This window comes from Corynebacterium tuberculostearicum (assembly GCF_016894265.1).
Lineage (GTDB): Bacteria > Actinomycetota > Actinomycetes > Mycobacteriales > Mycobacteriaceae > Corynebacterium > Corynebacterium tuberculostearicum_D.
Window position 1 is genome coordinate 435,722 of the sequence record NZ_CP069791.1, and the last position, 21,716, is coordinate 457,437.

The 21,716-nt window shown below is 60.1% G+C and carries 23 protein-coding genes and 1 pseudogene; 5 read left to right on the forward strand and 19 right to left on the reverse strand.

All coding sequences use genetic code 11. The annotated features are described in order from the left end of the window. The first annotated feature begins 12 nt into the window (after positions 1–12). Both I6J28_RS02245 and I6J28_RS02250 read left to right on the forward strand, forming a co-directional pair. A complete protein-coding gene (locus tag I6J28_RS02245) occupies positions 13–594 on the forward strand; it encodes a hypothetical protein (protein ID WP_204610526.1) in 582 nt (193 codons plus the stop codon). Further along, positions 595–1,446: a PrsW family intramembrane metalloprotease gene (locus I6J28_RS02250; protein WP_204610528.1), complete on the forward strand. Its 852-nt coding sequence runs from the start codon at positions 595–597 to the stop codon at positions 1,444–1,446. It abuts the gene before it with no gap. A gap of 100 nt (positions 1,447–1,546) precedes the next feature. Here I6J28_RS02250 and I6J28_RS02255 read toward each other — a convergent pair whose 3' ends face one another. The 11 genes from I6J28_RS02255 to I6J28_RS02305 form a co-directional block, all read right to left on the reverse strand. Next, complete coding sequence (locus I6J28_RS02255) at positions 1,547–2,404, reverse strand: hypothetical protein (RefSeq protein WP_204610529.1); 858 nt, start codon at positions 2,402–2,404, stop codon at positions 1,547–1,549. 29 nt (positions 2,405–2,433) lie between these two features. After that, complete coding sequence (locus tag I6J28_RS02260) at positions 2,434–2,751, reverse strand: DMT family transporter (RefSeq protein ID WP_005323220.1); 318 nt, start codon at positions 2,749–2,751, stop codon at positions 2,434–2,436. Then, positions 2,748–3,107 carry a DMT family transporter gene (locus tag I6J28_RS02265; protein WP_204610530.1) on the reverse strand — a complete coding sequence of 120 codons (360 nt, stop codon included), beginning with the start codon at positions 3,105–3,107 and terminating at the stop codon, positions 2,748–2,750. The genes I6J28_RS02260 and I6J28_RS02265 overlap by 4 nt, the downstream gene beginning before the upstream one ends. Continuing rightward, positions 3,104–3,415 (reverse strand): MGMT family protein, encoded by a 312-nt coding sequence (locus I6J28_RS02270; protein ID WP_204610531.1) that lies wholly within the window; start codon positions 3,413–3,415, stop codon positions 3,104–3,106. Before I6J28_RS02270 ends, I6J28_RS02265 begins: the two co-directional genes overlap by 4 nt. A 5-nt stretch (positions 3,416–3,420) precedes the next feature. After that, positions 3,421–4,248 carry a VOC family protein gene (locus tag I6J28_RS02275; protein WP_204610532.1) on the reverse strand — a complete coding sequence of 276 codons (828 nt, stop codon included), beginning with the start codon at positions 4,246–4,248 and terminating at the stop codon, positions 3,421–3,423. Continuing rightward, positions 4,249–4,533: an RNA-binding S4 domain-containing protein gene (locus I6J28_RS02280; protein WP_005323225.1), complete on the reverse strand. Its 285-nt coding sequence runs from the start codon at positions 4,531–4,533 to the stop codon at positions 4,249–4,251. Positions 4,534–4,568: 35 nt separating this feature from the next. Beyond that, the gene (locus I6J28_RS02285) at positions 4,569–5,504 is read right to left on the reverse strand and encodes an alpha/beta hydrolase family esterase (RefSeq protein ID WP_204610533.1); all 936 of its coding nucleotides are present in this window, start codon (positions 5,502–5,504) and stop codon (positions 4,569–4,571) included. Continuing rightward, entirely contained in the window at positions 5,497–5,826 is a 330-nt protein-coding gene (locus I6J28_RS02290) for a YbjQ family protein (RefSeq protein WP_005323228.1), read from the reverse strand. The genes I6J28_RS02285 and I6J28_RS02290 overlap by 8 nt, the downstream gene beginning before the upstream one ends. 9 nt (positions 5,827–5,835) lie before the next feature. After that, positions 5,836–6,510, reverse strand: coding sequence for a LysE family translocator (locus I6J28_RS02295; protein ID WP_198492333.1), 675 nt, complete (start codon positions 6,508–6,510; stop codon positions 5,836–5,838). Between the two features lie 136 nt (positions 6,511–6,646). Beyond that, the gene (locus I6J28_RS02300) at positions 6,647–7,006 is read right to left on the reverse strand and encodes a LysE family translocator (RefSeq protein ID WP_239454643.1); all 360 of its coding nucleotides are present in this window, start codon (positions 7,004–7,006) and stop codon (positions 6,647–6,649) included. Positions 7,007–7,263: 257 nt separating this feature from the next. Next, positions 7,264–7,614 carry a VOC family protein gene (locus I6J28_RS02305; protein ID WP_343287601.1) on the reverse strand — a complete coding sequence of 117 codons (351 nt, stop codon included), beginning with the start codon at positions 7,612–7,614 and terminating at the stop codon, positions 7,264–7,266. 113 nt (positions 7,615–7,727) lie between these two features. Here I6J28_RS02305 and I6J28_RS02310 point away from each other — a divergent pair, with 113 nt between their 5' ends. After that, positions 7,728–8,453 (forward strand): TIGR02391 family protein, encoded by a 726-nt coding sequence (locus I6J28_RS02310; protein ID WP_204610536.1) that lies wholly within the window; start codon positions 7,728–7,730, stop codon positions 8,451–8,453. 916 nt (positions 8,454–9,369) lie between these two features. On the opposite strand, the gene I6J28_RS02315 is transcribed toward I6J28_RS02310, so the two are convergent. The 5 genes from I6J28_RS02315 to betA form a co-directional block, all read right to left on the reverse strand. Beyond that, positions 9,370–11,262, reverse strand: a complete 1,893-nt coding sequence (locus I6J28_RS02315; protein WP_204610538.1) for a heavy metal translocating P-type ATPase — start codon at positions 11,260–11,262, stop codon at positions 9,370–9,372. Beyond that, entirely contained in the window at positions 11,259–11,618 is a 360-nt protein-coding gene (gene cmtR / locus I6J28_RS02320; protein ID WP_204610540.1) for a Cd(II)/Pb(II)-sensing metalloregulatory transcriptional regulator CmtR, read from the reverse strand. The genes I6J28_RS02315 and cmtR overlap by 4 nt, the downstream gene beginning before the upstream one ends. Before the next feature lie 109 nt (positions 11,619–11,727). Next, positions 11,728–11,943 carry a hypothetical protein gene (locus I6J28_RS11705; RefSeq protein WP_239454644.1) on the reverse strand — a complete coding sequence of 72 codons (216 nt, stop codon included), beginning with the start codon at positions 11,941–11,943 and terminating at the stop codon, positions 11,728–11,730. A gap of 254 nt (positions 11,944–12,197) precedes the next feature. Then, a complete protein-coding gene (locus I6J28_RS02330; RefSeq protein WP_204610542.1) occupies positions 12,198–12,326 on the reverse strand; it encodes a chemotaxis protein in 129 nt (42 codons plus the stop codon). 185 nt (positions 12,327–12,511) lie between these two features. Continuing rightward, positions 12,512–14,287, reverse strand: a complete 1,776-nt coding sequence (gene betA / locus I6J28_RS02335) for a choline dehydrogenase (protein ID WP_204610544.1) — start codon at positions 14,285–14,287, stop codon at positions 12,512–12,514. A gap of 333 nt (positions 14,288–14,620) precedes the next feature. Here betA and betT point away from each other — a divergent pair, with 333 nt between their 5' ends. Together betT and I6J28_RS02345 are read left to right on the forward strand one after the other, a co-directional pair. Then, on the forward strand, positions 14,621–16,870 hold the full coding sequence (gene betT, locus I6J28_RS02340; protein WP_204610545.1) for a choline BCCT transporter BetT: 2,250 nt from the start codon (positions 14,621–14,623) through the stop codon (positions 16,868–16,870). 45 nt (positions 16,871–16,915) lie between these two features. Continuing rightward, positions 16,916–18,493, forward strand: coding sequence for an aldehyde dehydrogenase family protein (locus I6J28_RS02345; protein ID WP_204610546.1), 1,578 nt, complete (start codon positions 16,916–16,918; stop codon positions 18,491–18,493). A gap of 83 nt (positions 18,494–18,576) precedes the next feature. Here the strand turns inward: I6J28_RS02345 and I6J28_RS02350 are convergent, their stop codons facing one another. From I6J28_RS02350 to I6J28_RS02360, 3 genes and pseudogenes are all read right to left on the reverse strand, one after another. Continuing rightward, positions 18,577–19,122 (reverse strand): NADPH-dependent FMN reductase, encoded by a 546-nt coding sequence (locus tag I6J28_RS02350; protein WP_204610547.1) that lies wholly within the window; start codon positions 19,120–19,122, stop codon positions 18,577–18,579. A gap of 38 nt (positions 19,123–19,160) precedes the next feature. Continuing rightward, a complete protein-coding gene (locus I6J28_RS02355; RefSeq protein WP_204610548.1) occupies positions 19,161–19,850 on the reverse strand; it encodes an alpha-ketoglutarate-dependent dioxygenase AlkB family protein in 690 nt (229 codons plus the stop codon). 607 nt (positions 19,851–20,457) lie between these two features. Further along, positions 20,458–21,671 (reverse strand): annotated as a pseudogene (locus I6J28_RS02360) (IS3 family transposase). Between the last annotated feature and the right edge of the window lie 45 nt (positions 21,672–21,716).

A 21,716-nucleotide genomic window follows, 5' to 3' on the forward strand; every position in this document is an offset into this window, starting at 1 on the left:
AAGGTGTGGGCTATGGAATTTTATCGCTTTCCTCCAGCGCATCCGCGGCGCCTTTTCCTCGCCGTCATTGCGTTCGTGGCGGTGGTTCTCGCTTTGCCCACAATTGTGCAGGCGGCGCTGGTGGATTCCTCCGCGGACGTCGAGCAGGTCACCCTGACCGAGCCCAGCCAGGATTGGGAGATTGACGTTGCCGATCTCTACTGCGAGCGCGATTATGAATCCCTCGCCAGCATCGGCTGGACCTGCGGTGATGTCAGTGTGCAAGCCACCCTTACCGAGGATGCCAAGGACGATGCCACCACCTTGCGCCGCATGGTCCGCGCCCTAACCATGGCTTCCCTGCCGGCCGACGCCCCCACCTTTGACGGCACGAATGGAGCGCTCCTGCTTGCCGACGCCCCCTCCTCCACCGCCGCCCTCTCCCTCGACGGCACCGGCGAGGACGAAAACAAGGATTGGGTGGTCACCGTGACCGGCAAGGGCGATCAGGCCCGGGCCACCACCTCCCGCATCTGGCATGCCTTCGGCCAAGAGGATCTGCCCGCTGCGGCCGATGCAGAATTCGCTGACTTCTCCGGGGAGTTGATGTTCTAGATGTCTAAGCTCTTTCGCACCACGCTGTGGATCCTGTCCGGCATTGGCCTCATCGCGTTCTTTTTCCAGACGCTGAGCACATTTTTGATCTCTCCCCTGATGGGCCTGCTCAGCCTGCTCATCGCCGCCGTTCTCGTGGCGCTGGTCATCTTCTTGCTGCAGCGCAGCCCCATGTGGGCCCGCCCGGCGCGCCTGTGGGCCCTACTGGCTTTCCTTTGGGGCGGCGGGGTGGCCGTAGCCCTAGCGCTTATCAGCTCCGGTCCTGTCATGCAGCTTGCCATCGACACCGGCTGGGTGGATGCCATGATGTCCTGGAGCGGCGCCTACCCAGAGGAAATCTCCAAGGCTACCGGCGTTATCTTCGTGCTCATGTCCTTCCGCCAGCTCAACCGCCCGTGGCATGGCTGGATGGTGGGCGCAGTGGTGGGCCTAGGCTTCGAGGCCTGCGAAAACATCCTCTACGGCGCCATGGGCGCGACCATGCACCCCGATAGCGATATTCAGGGCCTATTTGAGATGTGGGGCCTGCGGCTTATCGCCGGCCCTGGCCTACACGTCTTGCTCACCGCGCTGGCCGGCTGGGGCATCGGCTGGGCGCTCTATGCCGCCGCCAAACCGCTGTGGTGGCGTATCGGCGTCTTTCTCGGCTGCCTCGCCGCCGCTTTCCTCCTGCACTTTTGCTGGAACTACATGCACGATTCCGAGGTGGCCGCCATCATCCAGGCCGTCACGGTAGCGCTTATCCTCTACCCGCTGAGCATATGGCTGGTGCTGCGCGGCAATAAGCTCGCCAAGGCCGATGAGAGTTATAGCCACAGCACTGCCGACGACGCCCTCGCCTACATCCGCTAGAGCCGCCGACCACTCTGCACAACAAGCACGTTTCGCCCTTTTCATGCTCCGTGAGAGACGAAACGTGCTTGTTCTGCATTTTCTCGAGCCTCTAAAAGCCCTAGTTGCACACGCGCATCGGCGTTACCTGCGCCAGTGCTCGATTAGCGCTCGCGCAAGCCTGGCGCTCGTAGTTCGCTGCCGTGCGGGTGGCATCTCGTACAGCCTGTCGCGCTGGGCCTTGCAGGTGCAGATCGTGCTCGATACGAGCTCCAATGGCCTCGCTCGAACCGCCGGGGATTGCGCCTGGGGCATTATGTACGGCGCGGGTGACGTCAGCGGTATGGGTGGCCGCATCACCATAGGTATTGGCGGCTACGGTAAATCCAGGGGCGGTGGATACCGAGGCATGGATGCGGCGATTGTCTGACCAGCCAAACTTGGTACCGATAACCCCTGGAATCCGGGAGGTGCCAAAGTCTTGCCGGTAGCCATCGGCAGCCACAGGAGCGGCAGTAGCCATGCCGGTCCTGATGGGTGTGGCAACGGGATCGTGCTGGATACGCGAGGTAAACCGCGCTACATCCTCGGTGGAGGTGGTCGTTGTCCCCCAGTAGCCGGTGTAGTGCGTTTCGCGCAGGCCAAACTCGTGGATGATGCTGGGGATGGCCTGCGGGTAGCGGCGGTCCAAGTCGGTAGCCACGTTGTCATCGCTCACACGAATCATATGCTCCACGCGGGCTTTATCGGCCGGCGCACCGTATTTTAGGACCCAATAGCCCAAGTAGAGCTTGCTCAAAGACAGCGCGGGGCGAGACTCATGGGAATTAGCGGTGGACACCGTGGCCCCAGAATCGTGCCGGACGGTGATTTGGGTGCGCGCGGGCACAGCGTGCGGGTCGAGAGTGACAGCCTGGGCGGCGGGGATGGTAACGAGGGAGAGTGCGGTAACCAAGGAGCCTACCGCCAGCTTTTTCATCAGAAAATATCCTAGCGCCACCGTGGGTATTACGCACCGGCTTCTACGAGCAGGACTCCCCCGACAATGAGCACCACGCCGAGGGATTTCAGCCAGGTAAATGGCTCCTTGAACAGGAGGTAGGAGGCGATGGCGGTCAAAGCAACACCGGTGGCAGCCCAAATGCCGTAGGCCACACCCAGATCCATGCCGGCCTTGAGCACGAGCGCCAAGAAGCCGTAGGCAGAGACATAGCACAGGGCAACGAGCGCCACCCAGAAACGGCGGCCGGTTACCGCGGACATGCGCAGGCACAGCGTGCCTGTGACCTCAATGGCGGTGGCGAGGAAAAGGAGGAACCAGATCATTGCGGCGCCACCTCCACGGTGCGGTCGTGATCCTTGTCCGACTTAGCGCCCATTTCCACGCAGAATACGCCGCCCATGATGAGCGCAATGCCGGCGAGCTTTACGGCGCCGAGCGGCTCGCCAAATAGCGCGGCGGAAAGCAGCGCAGTGGAAATGACCCCGCCGGATGCCCAGAGACCGTAGGCCACGCCCACGTTGACGCCTTCTTGCATCACGCGGTGCAGCAGCACGAAGGCAAGGATGAAGCAGAGGGCGGCCACGCCGTAGATCCAGAAATGGTCCACGGCGTATTTCAGCGCGACAGTGCCCACGACTTCGCTGGCAATCGCGAGAAAAAGAATGACCCAGGCCCTCACTCCATCAACTCCTGTAATTCGCGGGCGTCGATTCCGTGCTCGTGCATTTTAACGCGGCCATTGGCGTGCGCGATGGCCTCGAGATCCCACAATTCTGCGGCACGGGCGGGATCGTGGGAGGCACCATCGGCGCGGACCACGCGCCACCAAGCGGTAGTGGCACCGCCGCCGTGGCGTTTCAGTACGGTGCCGACGTTGCGCGCACCGCAGCCGGCCACCTTAGCCACCTCGCCATAGGAAGTGACGTTGCCGGGTGGGATTACGGCAACGACCGCTAATACGCGCTTGACCAGTGGCGATTCACTCATTGCAATTATTGCGGGTCGAGGCCCAGCACATCATCCGACTCGGTGGGCTCTTCTTCGGGGGCGTCTTCGACCTCGGTGAGGGTTATGGTTGCACCGGTGGAATCGGCTAAAAGGCACATGCGGCCGAAGGGCGAATCCCATGGTTCGCGGATGATCTCGCCGCCTAGTTCCACGGTCTTCTTCGCAGCGGCGTCGATATCGCGCACGCCCAGGTAGGTCTGCCAGAAGCTCGGGACCTGCGGCGGGAACTGGCCCTCGGCGTTCCACAGGCCAGCAAAGGGCGCACCGTCTTCTTCCGCGGTAGCGTAAATGAAGTTCTCATCCTCGGACTGCATGGCGCGAATTTCCCAGTTGAAAAGCTCGCCATAAAAATCCATCGCGTTCTGGAAGCCCGAGGTAGCGGTGAGCTCGTGCCAGACCGGGGTGCCGGGCTCGCCGGCGGCCACGAAGTGCTCTGGGCCGGCGGGTTGGATGAGGCCGAACATGCCCCCGGCGGCGTCGACAAGCAGGGCCATGTGCCCCAGCTGCACCTGCTGCGGCTCCACGAGGATGCGCCCGCCGAGGTTCTGCGCGTGCTGGCAATCGCCCGCGATGTCCTTGGACAGGAAGTAGGTCACCCACGTATCCGGCATGGGGGCCTCCTCCGGCTGCGGGATCAGACCGGCGATGGGCAGGCCCTGCAGGCGCGCCATCTGGTAGGGATTGTCTTCGCCGGACTCGGCGGAGATTTCCCATCCCAGCACCTGCTCGTAGAAGTGCGCGGACTTGCGCGGGTCCGAGGTGGTCAGGTCGATCCAGTAGGGCATGCCCACTTCAGCTTCGAATGCTGGCATCTACATATTCCTCCACTTTTCCGGATCAAAGTCATCGTCGGCCGTGGCTTCATCAAAGTAATCATCGTCATCGTCCGGCTCGCCCACGCGCGCGCAGGCGTCCTCGATGCACACCTCATCGCCTGGGTGGAGCATGGCGCCCCGGCGCGTTTCAGGCTCGCCATTGACCGTAACTACGCCTTCTGCGATGAGCTCTTTAGCCTCGCCGCCGGTAGCCACCAAGCTGGCCAGCTTGATGAACTGGCCCAATTTGATGGAGTCGCCGTTGATAGGAATGTCTAGCATGCCGCCCAGCTTACCCAGCCCGCGCGCTGCGCCTACTACGGGTGGGCGATATGGAAGAAATCCAGGACCGTATCGGTGGTCCACTCCGCTTTCACCAAACCGGAATGGTCCGTGGCCCCGCCATTCCACGTGTGCGTGCCACCGTGGATGGTGTACTGCTCGGTGCGCGCATCACATACCCGCCAGGTGAAGTGCTCCACTGCTTCTTTCCGACGCCGCTTTGGAAACGGATTGCACCCATTCTCCCTCGCGATTCCGCGTAGCGATTGCTTCACCGAGCGGTAGTGCGCGCCGTGCTGGTGCCCGCCACCGTATTTCATAAGCACGTCGTCCGTGCCGTGAATATCGAGGTAATCGGTAGGCTCGCTGGCGCAGTCCTTTTCCACGCGGTCATACTTGGCCGCCGAAACCGTGGCCACCGCATCGAATAGGCCCGGCCGCTTGCACGTCATCGCGCGAGCGAATCCGCCGCCATTGGAAAAGCCCACGCCATAGGTGGTGTCCGTGGCGGGATAATGGCGCCGGACGAAATCAATCGTGTCATCCACGTACTTGAGGTCATCTTCCAAGCTGGTTACCGCATAGGGTGCCGGTGCCCACGCCTTGCCCGCACCTTGGACAAAGACGGTAATGGCATCGCCCTGGGATAAGTCGGTGCCTTTGAACATGTTGCCGGCGTCCATCTCATAGCCGTGCATCGCCACGACCACGGGCAGGCGGTGGTGCTTATCCGCATTAAACGGCACGTGGACTACAAAACTGCGATGATTTTGTAGGTTAATGATCTGGTAGCGGCCATTAGCCGTTGTGCCTTGGTCCGGCAGCGTGGTGATATAGCCATCGGCCGCGCCGTGCGATTCATTCGGCACGCTGCCCGGCCGCGGCGGTTCTTCCTCGCACCCCGCCATGAGCCCGGCGGCCGCGCATAACCCAGCGCATAGAGCCAGTGTTTTCTTGCCTACCTTAGTCACGGGCGCGCAGCTTCACCGCCGTGCCGGTGGCCGTGACCATCAGCATGTCATTCGAGGTGCCCATGGGCGAATAATCAAAGGCGATGCCCACCACGCCATCGGCCCCGAGCTCCTGTCCGCGGCGCCACAACTCATCGAGTGCCGCCTCGCGTGCCTTGATGGCTTCGCTTTCGTATCCAGCGGAGCGCCCACCGGTGATATTGCGGAGGGATGCCCCGAAATCCTTCAGCATATTAATACCGATGACGGTCTCTCCGGCGATAATGCGGATATAGTCCGTAATCTCATAACCATCAACGGTGTTAGTAGTGGTAAAAATCATGGACCCAGATTACATGGCTATAAGGCCACGCACTCCTTCAAAAAGGATGATGATGCCCAGCAGCAGGAAGACCACGCCACTGACAATATCCACCCACGCGGAATTCTTGGCCATCCACTTCGATACCGCGCGGGTACTCAAAGCCACGCCTACAAAGAGCACGAGGCTTTCCAAAATCAATACGGCACCCACCATGAGATTGGCGCCAATGCCCATGCCGGGATCAATGAAATTGGCAAAGATAGCGCCGAAGAAAATGACCACCTTGGGGTTCGAGAGATCGCAGATGAATCCCATGCGATAGGCGGTGGCCGCCTTGATAATGCCGTCCGGCGTAAACCCGCGCGGCTGCGGGGCGCGGGTTTCGGTGCCCACTACGGTTGCGGGTGCGCGGCGCTCCTTAATGCCACCGGTAATGGCGGTATAGGCCATCCACAGCAGGTAACAACCACCGAGAACCTGCAGCGCCACGAGGATGCCAGGGTGCGCGGAAATCAGAGCGGATAGCCCCGCCAAGGAGGCCACGGTCCAAATGGTAAGGCCGGTGGTACTACCAAGCGCCGCCCATACGGCTGCGCGCGTAGAACGCGCACCTAAGCGAATGATTTGCACTACGTCTGGGCCCGGCGAGGCCATCGCCGCGAACCACACGCCCATTAAGGTCACCAGGGCGCTAATAGCCACCTAACACCTCCATACTCGCATGCGATTGGATTAACACATGCCACTATAAGAACCCTCTCACCTGCAGCGAAACAGGTAAGTTCTGTGATTTAGGTAGCTCCTATATCAACTCTTTTATAGAAATCCGCCACCTGTACTAACCGAAGAGCTCGATAGCGCCCTCCACGACCATAATGAATCCCAGCACCGCAAAGATAAGACCGGAAACGATACCCGCGGAATGATGTGCAATCCAGCGCGATGCCGCGCGCACAATGAGTGCAAAGGTAGAAATCCACGTCACGGACATCGCCACGAGGATTACCGCCACCGCAACGGTGCAAGTGGGCGACATATCGGGACGAATAAACTGCGCGAAAAGCGCACCAAAGAATACGAGCGCTTTCGGATTGGACAGGTTCGTGACCACCCCGAGCTTATAAGCGCGCCACCCGGTCATGTCATCGATGCTGCCGGCCGCAATGGCCTGTTCCGTGTAATTCTCAGTGCCCGCCACCACGGTAGGTACGCGGCGGACGTAAAGCCGGAACGAATCTAAGACACGCCCATATAGACAAGAAAAGCCCGCCAATGAGTTGCAGCGCACCCAACACACTAGGCCGTGCAGTGATCACCGCGGAGCGCCAGCCAAGGATGCTGTCACCCAAAACTCTGTGCCGCTGCACACCCCAACGCACACATCAACCCGGCGCGGGTCGCCCGCGGGGTCACACGGATAACTTGAACCAAGTCGAGTTCAAGTTCAACGTGTAGCTAGGCCCCGGGGTTACCCACGCAGAAATCGTTGCCTTCCGGGTCCTGCATGACGGTCCACACCAATCCCGGCGCTTCGTGGGTGGTGAGTTCGGTGGCGCCTAGGTCTTTGAGGCGTTCTATTAAAGTTTCGCGCTCCGCCCCGCCAACGTCGACGTGCATGCGGTTTTTCCCAGGTGTCGGTTCCTCAACGCGCTGAAATCCCAGCGCCGGGGTGGAATCAACCATCACGAAATCGCCGTAATCCGCGGCGATTTCGCAGCCGGTTGCGGCGGACCAAAACTTGGCGAGCTTTGAGGGATCGTGGCAGTCGAAGGTGATCTGGCGGATCGTGAAGTTGGGGTCGCTCATGGTTTCCATTATGTGCGCGCGTCAGCGCGCCTGCAACAATGCGAGGTGTTTCTGGTGGGGGTATCAGACCAGTTCTCTCCGGCCATGTCAGCCCCATACGTCATAATGGAGGCATGGCCGAGCTGGACCCCGAGTGGGCGATCAATGAGATAGACGCGTTCCTGCAAGTCACAGCGAAGGTAGTCCCCGACATGGGCCCGGGCATCGCCTACCTTGGAACCGTTATGAGTGGATCGCCGACTGAGGCTGCGGCGCGCGCCCATGTCGTTGAAATGATCCTTGACCGAGTGCTTCCCGGGTGGAGACAAGGACTCCCGGTCCAGGACAAGGAGTATAGCTGGCTGAGGGGTCAAGCGGCCCAGGCCAAGACAGCGCTTGAACGTCGGTCTGAACTCGCTGAAAAGCTCGGAGAGAACACGCCAGACTTAGATGCAGCCAATCTGCATCCGTGGGCGTGGGAAAATGGCAAGGGTTACTGGAATCACGGGCACTACCATCAAGCCGTGATGCAGGCTGCCATCCGCGTCAATGCAGAGACCCAAGCGAAACTGAACCGCCTAGACGTATCTGAAACAGCACTTTTCAACGAGGCGTTTTCACTCCATGATCCGAAGCGTAATGTGCCGCGCCTTCGGCTTATGGAAAATGATGGCAGTAAGACGTTTGAGAACCTGCATCGGGGCGCCCGCGCCTTTGCAGAGGGCTTGTACGCGGCTATCCGCAATCCCGGGATGCATGTTCCACACGACGGTGGTGAGGAGCAAGTCGCGTTGGAGCAGCTCGCGGCTTTCAGTCTATTGGCTCGCTGGGTTGATAAGGCTACCGTCCTGGAAGGGTGACAACATCGGTTTACGGGATAGCAGTCCGCTTGAGCGAAGGATGTGGGGAGCACGAACGCCTGTGATGGAGGTGCCGGGTGCTCAGTCAGCAAGGCCGTCCAGGACCATCGCCGTAGTTTTGTGCAAGGTTAACGCCAGCGACTGGGCTGGGTCCAAGAATGAATCTCGCACACGTTAAACTGCGCCGACACTCTGTGGAGTTCAAATTAAACGTGTAACGCTGGGCGTTGATGACGCTTCGCTTTATTGGGGGTAGGTTGAAGCGCGGTCCGTTCGTTCACCGACGCAGCCGCCGCCGGATTCTCGGCGGCGATTCCGGCCCGAACCTCGGGGACATCCCCCCATCTTCGATAGCTTTAGTGAGCACGACCACGACCATCTGATCTGGTGCGCTGGTTTTCGTTCGGCTCTCGGTCTATTCCGCCACCTCATGCGCGGCCGCGAAACCGCGGTGAAGAATCTGCATCTAGTCGGTTACGGCAACTGGAACGGCGAGGGCTCGGCAACGCTGATGAGGGTGGGGTCCTTTGTCAAACACACTGACCAGGTAGTCGCAGGCTGTGTCGATGAGACTCGGCAGCACTCCGAATGGATGTCCGCGGTATCAAGGCCGCTGAACTATTCAAGTTGCGGGACGAAAAGAGTCTCGCAGTGACGCTTGGTCCCTGCGCAAGTTCGCTCCTTCCACGATCTGCGCTGAAGACGCCGAGCGCTCGGGGGCCCTTGACCGGCTGGGGCACGTGCCGGGTGGTGGCTCGCCCACAGCCCCCGTGCCCACCCGCACCGAGAAGGGACAGATCACCGAGTACGATCCCGATTCCACGGAGACGGACCATGAACTCGAATGACGTGCCTGGCCCAAGGTGTGTCCGCTCGGCGTGTGGTTTAACCCTTATGAGACTTGCCGGTCGCAGCCTCAGCGCTTCGCTTGCGCAGCCCGCAGGCCGTTCAAGATCACGATCACTTCGGCGACCTCGTGAACCAACACGACGGCGGCCAGGCCCAGCACGCCGCTGATCGCCAGTGGCATCAACACGATGATGATGGCCAGAGACAGCACGATGTTTTGGTTGATGATCCTGCTTCCTCGGCGGGCGTGCTGCAGCGCCTTCGGGATTAGCCGGAGGTCGTGGCCGGTGAAGGCGACGTCAGCGGACTCGATCGCGGCGTCAGAGCCGGTCGCTCCCATCGCTATGCCCACCGTCGCGCCCGCCAGTGCCGGCGCGTCGTTGATGCCGTCGCCGATCATCGCCGTCGGCGTCTTGGAGGAGAATTCGGCCACGATGCTTGCCTTGTCCTCAGGGCGCAGCTCGGCGCGCACGTCGTCGATTCCGGCGATTCCAGCCAGCGCCCGGGCGGTGCGTGTGTTGTCGCCGGTGAGCATGCTTACTTCCACGTCGTTGGCGTGCAGGGCCTGCACGGCTTCGGGCACCTCGGGCCGCAACTCGTCGCGGACCCCGATCGCCCCGGCGAGAGCGTCATCGACGGTGACCAGGACGCAGGTCTGGCCCTCGGACTCCATGCGCTCAACGTCCGCTTTCAGTGGCCCGGCGTCGATCCATCGGGGGCTGCCCACCAGCACCCGTCGGCCTTCGACGGTGCCGCCGATGCCATGCCCAGCTTCCTCGCTGATGTCCGAGGCGGTGGGCGCTTCGGGCCCCGCTGCCGCGATCGCCGCGGCGAGGGGGTGTGTCGATTGCTGCTCAACTGCCGCCGCGAAGGAAAGCACCTGCGCCCGATCGAATCCGTCTGCCGGGACCACTCCGGTAACCTCAGGCTGGTTGCGGGTAAGGGTTCCGGTTTTGTCCACTGCCAGGTGACGGATGCCGCCGAGTCGCTCGAACGCCGCGCCGGACTTGATGACCACTCCGAACTGGCTGGCCGCGCCGATCGCGGCCACGACCGTCAGCGGCACGGAGATTGCCAGCGCGCACGGCGACGCTGCGACCAGGACTACCAGCGCACGGGTGATCCACGTCTCAGGGTCGCCCAGCAGCGAGCCGATCACGCCGACCAGCACCGCCAGGATCATCACCCCGGGCACTAGGGGTTGGGCAATCCGGTCGGCGATCCGGGCGCGGTCGCCCTTTTCCGCCTGCGCTTGCTCGACTAGGTCCACGAGTGTGGTCAGCGAGTTGTCCGTTCCAGCTGCGGTCGTCTCGACCTCCAGCACCCCGGCGGAGTTGATCGCTCCCGCAGGCACTTCGTCGCCGGGCGCAACCTCCTCCGGAATGGATTCTCCGGTGATCGCTGAGGTGTCAAGGCTGGAGCGCCCAGACCGAATGATGCCGTCCGTGGCGATCCGCTCCCCGGGGCGCACGAGCATTAGCTCGCCAACCTCGAGGTCCTTCGCTGCGACCTCGGCCGCTGTGCCGTCGCGCAGCACCGTCGCGGTCTGCGGTACCAGCTTCAACAGCGCCCGCAGTCCGCCTTGGGCCCGGTCCATCGCCTTGTCTTCCAGTGCCTCGGCGATCGAATACAGGAACGCTAGCGCCGCGGCCTCTCCGACGAATCCGAGGATCACCGCACCGACCGCGCTGATCGTCATTAGCAAGCCAATGCCGAGCTTGCGCTTCGTGACAAGGTTTCGGATCGCTCCAGGCGCGAACGTGTAAGCGCCCAACAGCAGGCCAACCCAATACAGTACCGTCGCGGGCGTCTCCAAGTCGGACCAGTCCAGCGCCAGTCCTGTTATGAGGGCTACGCCGGAGAAGATCGGTAGCAGTAGCTCAGGGTCCTTCCACCATGGCCGATCGAGCTCGTCAATCTCCGTAGCAGGTTCGTGTTCGCATCCACATGCTGAACTCATGCGTCCGTTCCTTTCTCGCCGCAGTCGGGCACCGAGCACTCAGTGTCGATGCAAGGGGCATTCTCGTCGACGGCCAGCGTCGCGTGGACCAGCGCTTCGAGCGCTGCCGCGAGGTGGGGATCGGCGATTTCGTAGCGGGTCTTGCGGCCCTCCGGCTCAGCGACGACAATGCCACAATCGCGAAGGCAGGACAGGTGGTTCGAGACGTTCGAGCGGGTCAGATCCAAGCTTTGCGAAAGCACGGCCGGGTAGCTCGGACCGTCTAGTAGGGTTATCAGGATTCGGGAGCGCGTCGGATCAGCCATGGCCCGGCCGAGCCGGTTCATGACGTCGAGGCGCGAAGCAATAGTCAGCATATGCTGAACTATACAGTATGCGATGAACTATTTAAAATGGGCTGAACTAACAGTCACGCGAAAGTCCTGCGACCTGCAATAATTAGTCGATGGGATAGCCGATGACTGGTCATTCGCGGTTCGGCTGCCAACTCAACGCGGGGGCGGCGTGGGCGGCGAAGTTCTCCAGAATCTTCACGTGGATGTCCACACCCACCCCTGTGGGGATGGTGATGAACAGGGTGTCGGCGGACATGACGCCGGCGTAGGTGCGGCCAGCGACACTGACACCAGGTTCTCCATGAAGAGCTAGACGCTCACGGACATTGCGTACGGGTCGAACCACACGTAGCGAAGCTTTCTAATAGCCAAATGACTAACTCTTTTCGCTGGTATCCTGGAATGATACTTCCTTGAAGTCGGCGGTGTTGGCTACCCCACGTACGAAGTACTGGAACTGCTGCTTGGAAAGCACTTTGGCCTACGAAGCCATAGCCCTTCAAGCTGCATCGCAGGAAAATTCCATTTCACGGTCGGTATGGGCCTTTTGCAGTTGGTTAATTCGAAATTTGTTCACCGTCTCCTTAGCCACCCACACGCTTAACACGGTGTTTGGTCATCTTCGCGCAAGGCGAGTAGTTCCTTTAAGTGCGCATCGATGTCATCGAGCTTTTTAATAACGGCAACGGCGAAAACGATACTAATGACTAAAGCGATAATGCTGAGCATTAATGCCTTCCTTTACTCTGGCGCTTCACTAGATTGGCCCTGATTCCTTGCCAGGAGATTAAACCATGGCTCTGGCCCAGCGGATAGGGAGTCACGGTGAGGAAAAAGGAGGACGTCGGCAAGCAAAAGCGCCGCGCCCCCAGAAAAAGGGAACGCGGCGCTACAGCCATCCGGCGGGAGGGTGCTTAGTGGTCAGCGCCCTGGATGGAGTGCTTGTGATCGCGGACTGCTTCGCCCTCAGCGTAGAGCGGCATATCCTGCTTGGCCTTGTACCACTCGGCGTGGTTTGGCTCCAGCGGGGTGCGGCCGGCGATGAGGTCGGCAGCCTTCTCGCCCACCATCATGGTTGGGGCGTAGATATTGCCGTTGGTCACGGACGGGAAGACGGAGGCATCCGCAATGTAGAGGCCTTCGACGCCCCACACACCCATGGTGTCTGGGTTAACAACGGCCATCGGATCGGACTCCACACCCATCTTGGCGGTGCAGGATGGGTGCAGCGCGGTCTCGCCGTCGTTGCGGACCCACTCCAGGATCTCCTCGTCGGTCTGGACATCCGGGCCTGGGCTGAACTCGCGGGCGCCTACCTCTTCCATAGCCTTGGTATCCAGCAGGGAGCGGGCAACGCGTACGGCCTCAACCCACTCGCGGCGGTCCTGGTCGGTCTTCAGGTAGTTGAAGAGGATGGACGGCTTGTCGTGGATATCGGCGCTCTTGATGTGAACGTGCCCCTTGGTATCGGAGAACATCGGGCCCACGTGCCACTGGAAGCCGTGCTTGACGTCCGCCTTCTGGCCGTCATAACGCACGGCCATCGGCAGGAAGTGGAACATGAGGTTCGGGTAGTCCTCATTCTCATTGGAGCGCACGAAGCCGCCGCCTTCAAAGTGGGAGGTAGCAACCGGGCCCTTGTGGGTCAGCAGCCACTGCAGGCCCATGAACGGCCAGCGCCACTTATCCAGGTAAGGCTGGGAGGAAGCGGTGGACTTGGTGGTCTCATACTGGATGTAGACCTCGAGGTGGTCCTGCAGGTTCTCGCCCACACCTGGCAGGTGCTTGACGACGTCAATGCCGTGCTTCTCCAGAATTTCACGGTCACCAATACCGGAGATTTCCAGCAGCTGCGGGGTGTTAATGGCACCGGCGGACAGCACGATCTTCTCGGCATAAACGCGGTGCACGCCACCCTGCCACTCGTACTCGACGCCGATGGCCTTCTGGCCCTCGAAGAGGATCTTGGTGGTGAAAGCGCGGGTGCGGATCTCGAGGTTCTCGCGATCCATATTGGGGTAGAGGTAGGCACGGGCAGCGGACCAGCGCTTGCCGTTCTTAATATTGCGGTCGAACGGAGCGAAGCCCTCCTGGCGGTAACCATTGACGTCATTAGTCAGGTTGTAGCCGGCTTCCTGCACGGACTTAAACAGGGCTTGGAAAAGCTCGGAGGTAGCCGGACCGCGGGAGAGGTACAGCGGGCCATCGTGGCCACGGCGCGGATCGTTCGGCTCGGCCGCAGCGGCGGTTTCCATGCGGTTGAAGTACGGCAGGCAGTGGGCGAAGTCCCAGTTCTCCATGCCCGGGCCCTGGCCCCACTTCTCATAGTCCATCGGGTTACCGCGCTGGTAGATCATGCCGTTGATAGAAGAAGATCCGCCGAGAACCTTGCCGCGGGCATGGTAAACGCGGCGGCCGTTCATCTCCGGCTCCGGATCGGACTCGTACATCCAGTCATAGTTCTTTGCACCGATTGGGAAAGAGAAACCGGACGGCATGTGAATGAACAGATCCCACAGGGAATCTGGGCGGCCAGCCTCAAGGACCAGCACGCGGGTGTTCTTGTCTTCAGTCAGGCGTGCGGCGATGACGGAGCCTGCGGAGCCACCGCCAACGACGACTACGTCGCTTACTTCATCGGTGACCTTTTTAGCGGAACGCTTCTTGGTCAGCTTGTCCATAAAACCCATAAATCCCCTTCTTTCTGTGAAATATTTCACACGTCAAGATTGCCCCACTGGAAGTGAAAATATTGTAATTTATACAAAAGTGTGTATTTATTCACATCGCCTTATGTGCGGGCACTACCTCCAGAGTACACATCCCCCTAGAAGTTTGCCCATCTTAATGTATATTTACCTTGTCCGGATGGATATCTCTGGAGATGAAATCCGAAGTCTTTGCGCATAGTTCACCCTCATATGATTCATTTCACTCACCTATCTCTCCCTGCGATCTTGTGAGACTTTTGGGGCACTCGTGCGAAAGATTCGGCCCAAACCAACCAACACTAGGAGAAGTAGATGGCAAACTTCGATCCTCACGACCCTGAGGAGTCCCACACTTCGAGCACTTCCCCCCAACACGGGGGTAAAGACACCTCTCTCGCAACCCCCTCTGGGGATACCAAAAAGCGCAGCCCGCGCTACCAAGTCCGCGCCCTCGTCGGCAGCTATAAGGCAGAAACCGGCGATGATGTAGGCGCAGCCGAGGTCCCCGCACCCAAAACCAACTGGCCGGTATTTATTATCTCTGGCGTGTTGATCATCGCCATGGTGCTCTACGCCGGCTTTGGCCGTGAATCGGCGGCGGAGACCCTGGCCAATGTCACCGGCTGGATTGGTACTAACCTCGGCTGGTTCTATGTTCTCACCGCCACCATCGCCGTGGTCTTTGTCCTTTATATTGCCATCTCCAATGCCGGCAATATCCGCCTAGGCCCGGACCACTCGCGGCCCAAATTCAATACTTTCTCCTGGGTGTCCATGCTCTTTGCCGCCGGCATTGGCGTGGATCTTATGTTTTTCGCCGTCGCCGAGCCGGTCACCATGTACATGGCGCCGCCCGTGGGCGAGGGCGAGACTATGGAGGCCGCCAAGGAAGCCGTGGTCTACGCCATGTTCCACTATGGCCTGACCGGCTGGGCGCTCTACGCCCTCATGGGCATGGCCTTCGGTTACTTTGCCTACCGCCTGAATATGCCGCTGGCTATTCGCTCCGCGCTCTACCCGCTCATCGGCAAGCGCGTGCACGGTCCTATTGGCTCCGCTGTCGACATCGCCGCCATGCTGGGCACCGTCTTCGGTGTGACCGCCTCCCTGGGTATCGGCGTGGTGCAGCTGTCCTACGGCATTCACCTCATCTTCGGCTTTGAGCAGGGCTTCGGTCTGCAGGCCGCGCTCATCATCATCGCCATTACTATTGCGACCCTCTCGGCCGTATCCGGCGTGGATAAGGGCATTCGCTTCCTCTCCGAGCTCAACGTCTACCTGGCCATCGCGTTGATGATTTACGTCGTCGTCTTTGGCAAGACCGCGTACCTCTTCGATGCCATCGTGACCAATATCGGCGACTATGTCTCGAAGTTCCCGTCCTGGACCATGGAGACCTTTGCCTTCGCCGAGGACCAAGCGGCCGCCGATACCTGGATGCAGTCCTGGACCCTGTTCTTCTGGGCATGGTGGATCGCCTGGGCGACCTTCGTCGGCCTCTTCCTGGCCCGCATCTCCCGCGGCCGCACCCTGCGCCAGTTCATCTTCGGCACCTTGACCTTCCCGTTCCTGTTCATCCTGATGTGGATGTCCTTCTTCGGTAACACTGCCTTGGACATGGTCCGCTCCGGTGACTACCCTGAATTCGCCGAGAACGCCATTAACGTTCCGGAGCAGGGCTTCTATGACATGCTGCACGAGTTCCCGGGCTCTGGCATCGTTATCTTCTTGACCACGTTCATCGGCCTGCTGCTCTACATCACCTCGGCCGATTCCGGCGCGTTGGTGATGTCCAACTTCACCTCCCGCATTACCGATAACCGCCAGGACGGTTCCCGCTGGCTGCGCATCTTCTGGTCCGTCACCGTGGGCGCGCTCACCCTGGCCTTGCTGCAGATCGATGGTATTGCCACCGTGCAGTCCGCGACCGTCGTGATGGGCCTGCCCTTCGCATTCGTGGTCTACCTCATTATGTTCTCGCTGTGGAAGTCCCTGCGCCTGGAAAATATCCAGCGCGAGGCCCGCACCACCGCTATGCATGGCGTGATTTCCTCGCGTACCGAGCGCGAACCGGCCAATGCCGACCTCTGGAAGAGCCGCCTCGACCGCGCCAATACCTTCCCCTCCAAGAAGGAGATGGATACCTACCTGCGCGAGACCGCTACCTACGCCTTGGAGCAGGTAGCAACGCACATGCGCAGCCGCGGCTACGATGCCCTCTTGCTCACCAGCGAGCTTCCCGACGTCGAACTTCCCCAGCTCGACCTAGAAGTTAAGCTGCACAATGAGCGCATGTTCCGCTATCAGCTCTTCCCAGTCGCGGCCGAGCGCCCCGACTTCAGCACGGGCGAAGGAGACGAATACTACCGCCTCGAGGTCTATGACATGACTGGCTCCTTGGGCTATGACGTCTACGGTTACTCCGAGAACCAAATCATCAATAACGTGCTGGACCTCTACGAGCGCCACCTGGCCTTCCTGCACATGCAGCAGACCCAACCGGGTGAGTCCGATGTCTCCGATGGCGCCGAGCCTGAGCGCACCTGGCGCGAAGATAGCTAAGCTGGCCAGTACAACTACCTCTATGAGAGAAAGGTTGCTTTTCACTTGAGCACCCAGAACACTCTGTTCGACCCCACCCAGACTGATTTGCTGAAGGGCGTGCATGCCGACGGCACCCCGAAGTCCCTGTTCATCAACGGTAAGTGGGAAGCCGCCCAAAGCGGCGAGACCCGTACGATCATCTGCCCGGCCGATGGCTCCACCGTCGGCCTGGTCTCCGAGGCCTCCGACGAGGACACCGAGCGCGCCATCAAGGTTGCACGTGAAAACTTCGACAACGGCGAGTGGGCCAATACCCCGTCCGCCGAGCGCGGCAAGCTCGTCATCCGCGTGGCCGATTTCATCCGCGAGCACAAGGAGCTTTTCGCCCAAGCCGAGTCCGCCGATACCGGCAAGCGCTACGAGGAGTCCCTGGGCGATATGGATGACATCGCCAACGCCTTCGAGTTCTTCGGCACCCTGGCCCAGCACCAGGCCGGCCGCGTAGTCGACCCACAGGATCCCAACCTGCGCTCGCGCATCGACGCCGAGCCCGTTGGCGTCTGCGGCCTGATTACCCCGTGGAACTACCCGCTGCTGCAGGTCTCCTGGAAGGTCGGCCCAGCCCTGGCCGCCGGCAATACCTTCGTCCTCAAGCAGGCGGAGCTCACCCCACACACCGCCATGCTGCTCATGGCCGCCCTCAAGGAGTGCGGCCTGCCAGACGGCGTGGGCAACCTCATCACCGGTGCTGGCGCTAACTGCGGCAACCCACTCTCCCAGCACCCTGATGTGGACATGGTCTCTTTCACCGGTGGCCTTGTTACCGGCAAGATCATCGCCAAGAATGCGGCAGAAACCGTCAAGCGCACCGCACTCGAGCTCGGTGGCAAGAACCCGAACGTCATCTTCGCCGATGCCGATTTCGACGTCGCCGTGGACAACGCCCTCAATGGCGCCTTCTTCCACTCCGGCCAGGTCTGCTCCGCAGGCTCCCGCATCGTCGTAGAAGAGTCCCTGCACGATAAGTTCGTCGATGCCCTGGTAAAGCGCGCCAATAAGATCAAGATCGGCGGCCCGACCGATGACAAGGCCGAGACCGGCCCGCTCATCTCCGCCGAGCACCGCGAGAAGGTTGCCGCCTACGTGGACAAGGCTCGCGAGCAGGGCGCCAAGATCCTTACCGGCGGCCGCGCCGCTACCAGCGAGGACACCAATGGCCAGCACGGCACCGGCACCACCGACCTAGGCGCTGGTGTCTACTACCTGCCAACCATCATCGATGGAGCCACCCGCGAGATGGATTGCGTGCACGACGAGGCCTTCGGCCCGACCGTGACCATCGAGACCTTCACCACCGAGGAGGAGGCCATCGCCATCGCTAATGACACCGAGTACGGCTTGGCAGGCGCCGTCTACACTTCCGACGCCGGCCGCGCCGAGCGCGTCGCCCGCGCCCTGCGCCACGGCACCATCTGGATCAACGACTTCCACCCCTACCTGCCGCAGGCAGAGTGGGGCGGCTACAAGCAGTCCGGCAACGGCCGCGAGCTTGGCCCCACCGGCTTGGCCGAGTACCAGGAGCACAAGCACGTGTACCAGAACCTCTCCCCTGCCGCTTGGGAGCAATTTGGCCTGCAGTAACTAAGCCGGCCGCATAATAGTCAGCCCCCGCTGCTCGGAAAGAGCGCGGGGGCTGACTTTTGTATGCGGCCAACAGGCTCTGATTATGCGGAAACGACGTCTTCCAGCTCAGCCAGCAAGGAGTTGGTGCGCTCCACCTTTGCATCCACGGGGCGGAATTCGCCATCGGTCCAGTCAGTAAAGAAACCGAAATTGAGCTGGTTGCGCAGCTGCGGCATGGAGAAGTTGACCACGATGGTGCGCCATGCTTCCACACCGCGGATTGCGCCCGCTGGACCGTAACCGGCGAACGCAACCGGCTTACCGGTCCACTCCCCTGCCAAGCAGTCGAAGGCATTCTTGAATGGACCCGGCACGGAGCGGTTGTACTCTGGGGTGACAAATACGAAACCATCGCAGGCATCCACTGCATCAGACCACGCCTGTACCTTTTCATCCGCATACTGCTTATTGGCGGTGGCAGGAATGACGTCAGTGGTCAGCAGCGGAATATCAAACTCCTTGAGATCCAGCAGGGTGTACTCCACCCCATCCTGGCGCCCCTGGGCAAGATCATAAAGCCACTCGCCCACTACCTTGCCGGCCGAGTTATCGCGGGTAGTGCCGATGATGATGCCGATACGAGACATAAAAGAACCTTCTTTCCTTTAAGCTTTATGTAACATCCCTAGCTTACCGCCCGTACAGATACTTGTCTGATAGTGATGTTGATACGTCCCTCTTTAAGCCCACACCCCTGCGGCAACGTGCCATCATTGACGCGCACTACCCCGTGGTAGGCAAAGCGCTTCGGTCCGCCAAAGACCACCAAATCCCCTGAGCACAACGTGATATCGTCCCACGGCCGCGTGCGCGCCTCGGTATGCCCCATACGGAAAAGTGCCTCATCCCCAATGGAAAGCGAAATCACCGGCGCAGGTGATTCCTCAAAGGCATCCACGTGCATACCCATGGCCGATCCCGGTGGATAGTAATTCACCAGCGCCATCTCCGGCACGAAAGTCTCCACCCATGGCTCTATCTCGGGTGCTACCTCCGCCGCGGCGCGCAATGCCCCCGGAACAATCCGCCGCAGGCTCTCCGGCACCGGCGGAACCCGCGTGCCGTCTATATTGTCCACGTACCGATAGCTGGGATAATGCCAATACCTACCCACATGCAGCTGAAATACACTCATTTGCCCGCCGGATTTCAACCGCGGGCGCACCATCGCCATCGGTGTCGCCGCATACTCGCGCGCAATGCCGCGCATCTCTTCTACCAAGGCCTTCTGCTTATCGACGCCCACCCATCCCGGCACATGCCCCACCCCCGGAGCTACACGCACGCTCGGCCGCGGCAGCGAATCAAAAAGCATGACCTCACCCTAACCCAACGCCCCGATAAATCGACCAAGACCTATTATCCTCGCCAAGGATCAGAATCTGTTCAAGACCAATAGGCCCAAGCCTAGGGCACCTCACGCGGGTTTCTCCGGCTGGTTTATCTGGTTCCAAATGGCCTATTGAAGTGCCCCAGACCACCACTGCACACGGCCCGTAGGAACACAACAACCTCGACTTTCTCACCAGCCTCGAACTAGGCGAGGAGGCTCCTACCGGCTACCAGACCGTGGATAACGCACACGACACCCAGAGTGAGAACAAGGCACCAGAGCTGGAAGCACAGCATGAAGACGATTAGGACGCCGAACTCTAATCACACCGGAGCCGGAACAGGATTAGTCCTTAGTCGGTGCTTTCCCAGAAATCATCCGGGATAGCCTCTTCCAACTCACGGTCTAAATACTCGATGGCTTCCTTCTCGCTCATGCCCTGGCTCATTAACTCATCAATCATGTAATCGGTGGCAGCGTTTAACTTCTGCTGGGAAATATCCCGCAGACTCGGCCCTCGCCGCTGACCATCGTCAGCGGTAGTGGGGTTACCCGCAAGTCGTGGACACGTTGTTAAGCTGCTTAGGAGTTAAGCAGCGGCCTTCTTATTACCGTTTTGATCAGCGAGCTGGGCTTCGAAATCGACGGGGCTTACCATCCCGATGGACGAGTGGCGACGGCGCCGGTTATAGACGATCTCAATCCAGCGAGCCACCGTCTTCCGGGCTTCGTTGCGGGTTTGCCATTTCTTCCGATCGTAAAATTCGGTCTTCAATGTCGACCAGAACGACTCGGCCATCGCATTGTCAAAGCAGACACCAGTACGGCCGACCGATTGTGCAATCCCTAGTTCTTGACAGACCTGCCACAGCTGTTCGCTGGTGAACTGGGTACCACGATCGGCGTGGAAGACCACGCCGTCGGGTACTTCACCACGCAGGGTGTAAGCCATGCGCAGTGCACGTTCAACCAGGTAAGAATCCTGCACACTATCCATGGACCAGCCTAGGACTCGGCGGGAGTGTCCATCGCGGATAACGCATTGGTACAGCTAGCCCTCATTCGTGCGCAGATGGGTAAAATCCGACATCCACACTCGATTAAGCTGCCCTTGATCAAATAGGCGTTTTACCAGGTCTACAAGCGTGAACTTCTGCTTGGATTGAATTGTCGTTACGGGAACAAACGCCCTGTGTGAGATACCCTCAATACTCATCATCCGCATGCGTTTGGCCACGGTTTAGCGATTGACATAGACCCCATCCTCAGAGAGTTCTGCACTAATCCGTGGGGCACCGTAGACTTCGTCAGAATCTTCCCAGATATCAAGAATTTTCCTGTCTAACTGGTCGAGGAATCTCTGACGCTGATTTTCACCACGATGTCGTACTGCTTGAGCCTTTTGCCATTTATAGTAGCCAGAATGGGAAACCTCTAATAACCTGCTCATTCGTTTTATGCTGTAGTTCGCCTTCTCCTGGTGTAGTAGCTCAAATTTTTCCGATCGCGTTGCCTCAAAGCGACGAAGGCGGTGGCTTTTGACAAGAACTCACTATCCATCTTGGCCTCAGCTAACTCACGACGCAGGCGAGCGTTTTCGGCTCGTATATCGGCATCACTGCGGCCATCTACCGAGCCTTGGCGTTCCCGCTCGAGTGTGACCCACCTGCCTAAAATTGTGGCTGATACGTTAATTTCCTTAGCCGCATGAGCGATTGGGTGCCCGGACTCAATGACCAGTCTGGCGGCCTCCTGCCGGTACTCCGGGGTGTACTTCTTCCCTGACGAACTCACAATGAACACCCGCTCCTACAGGCACAAGATCCGTACTAATAGGGTGTCCGCTAA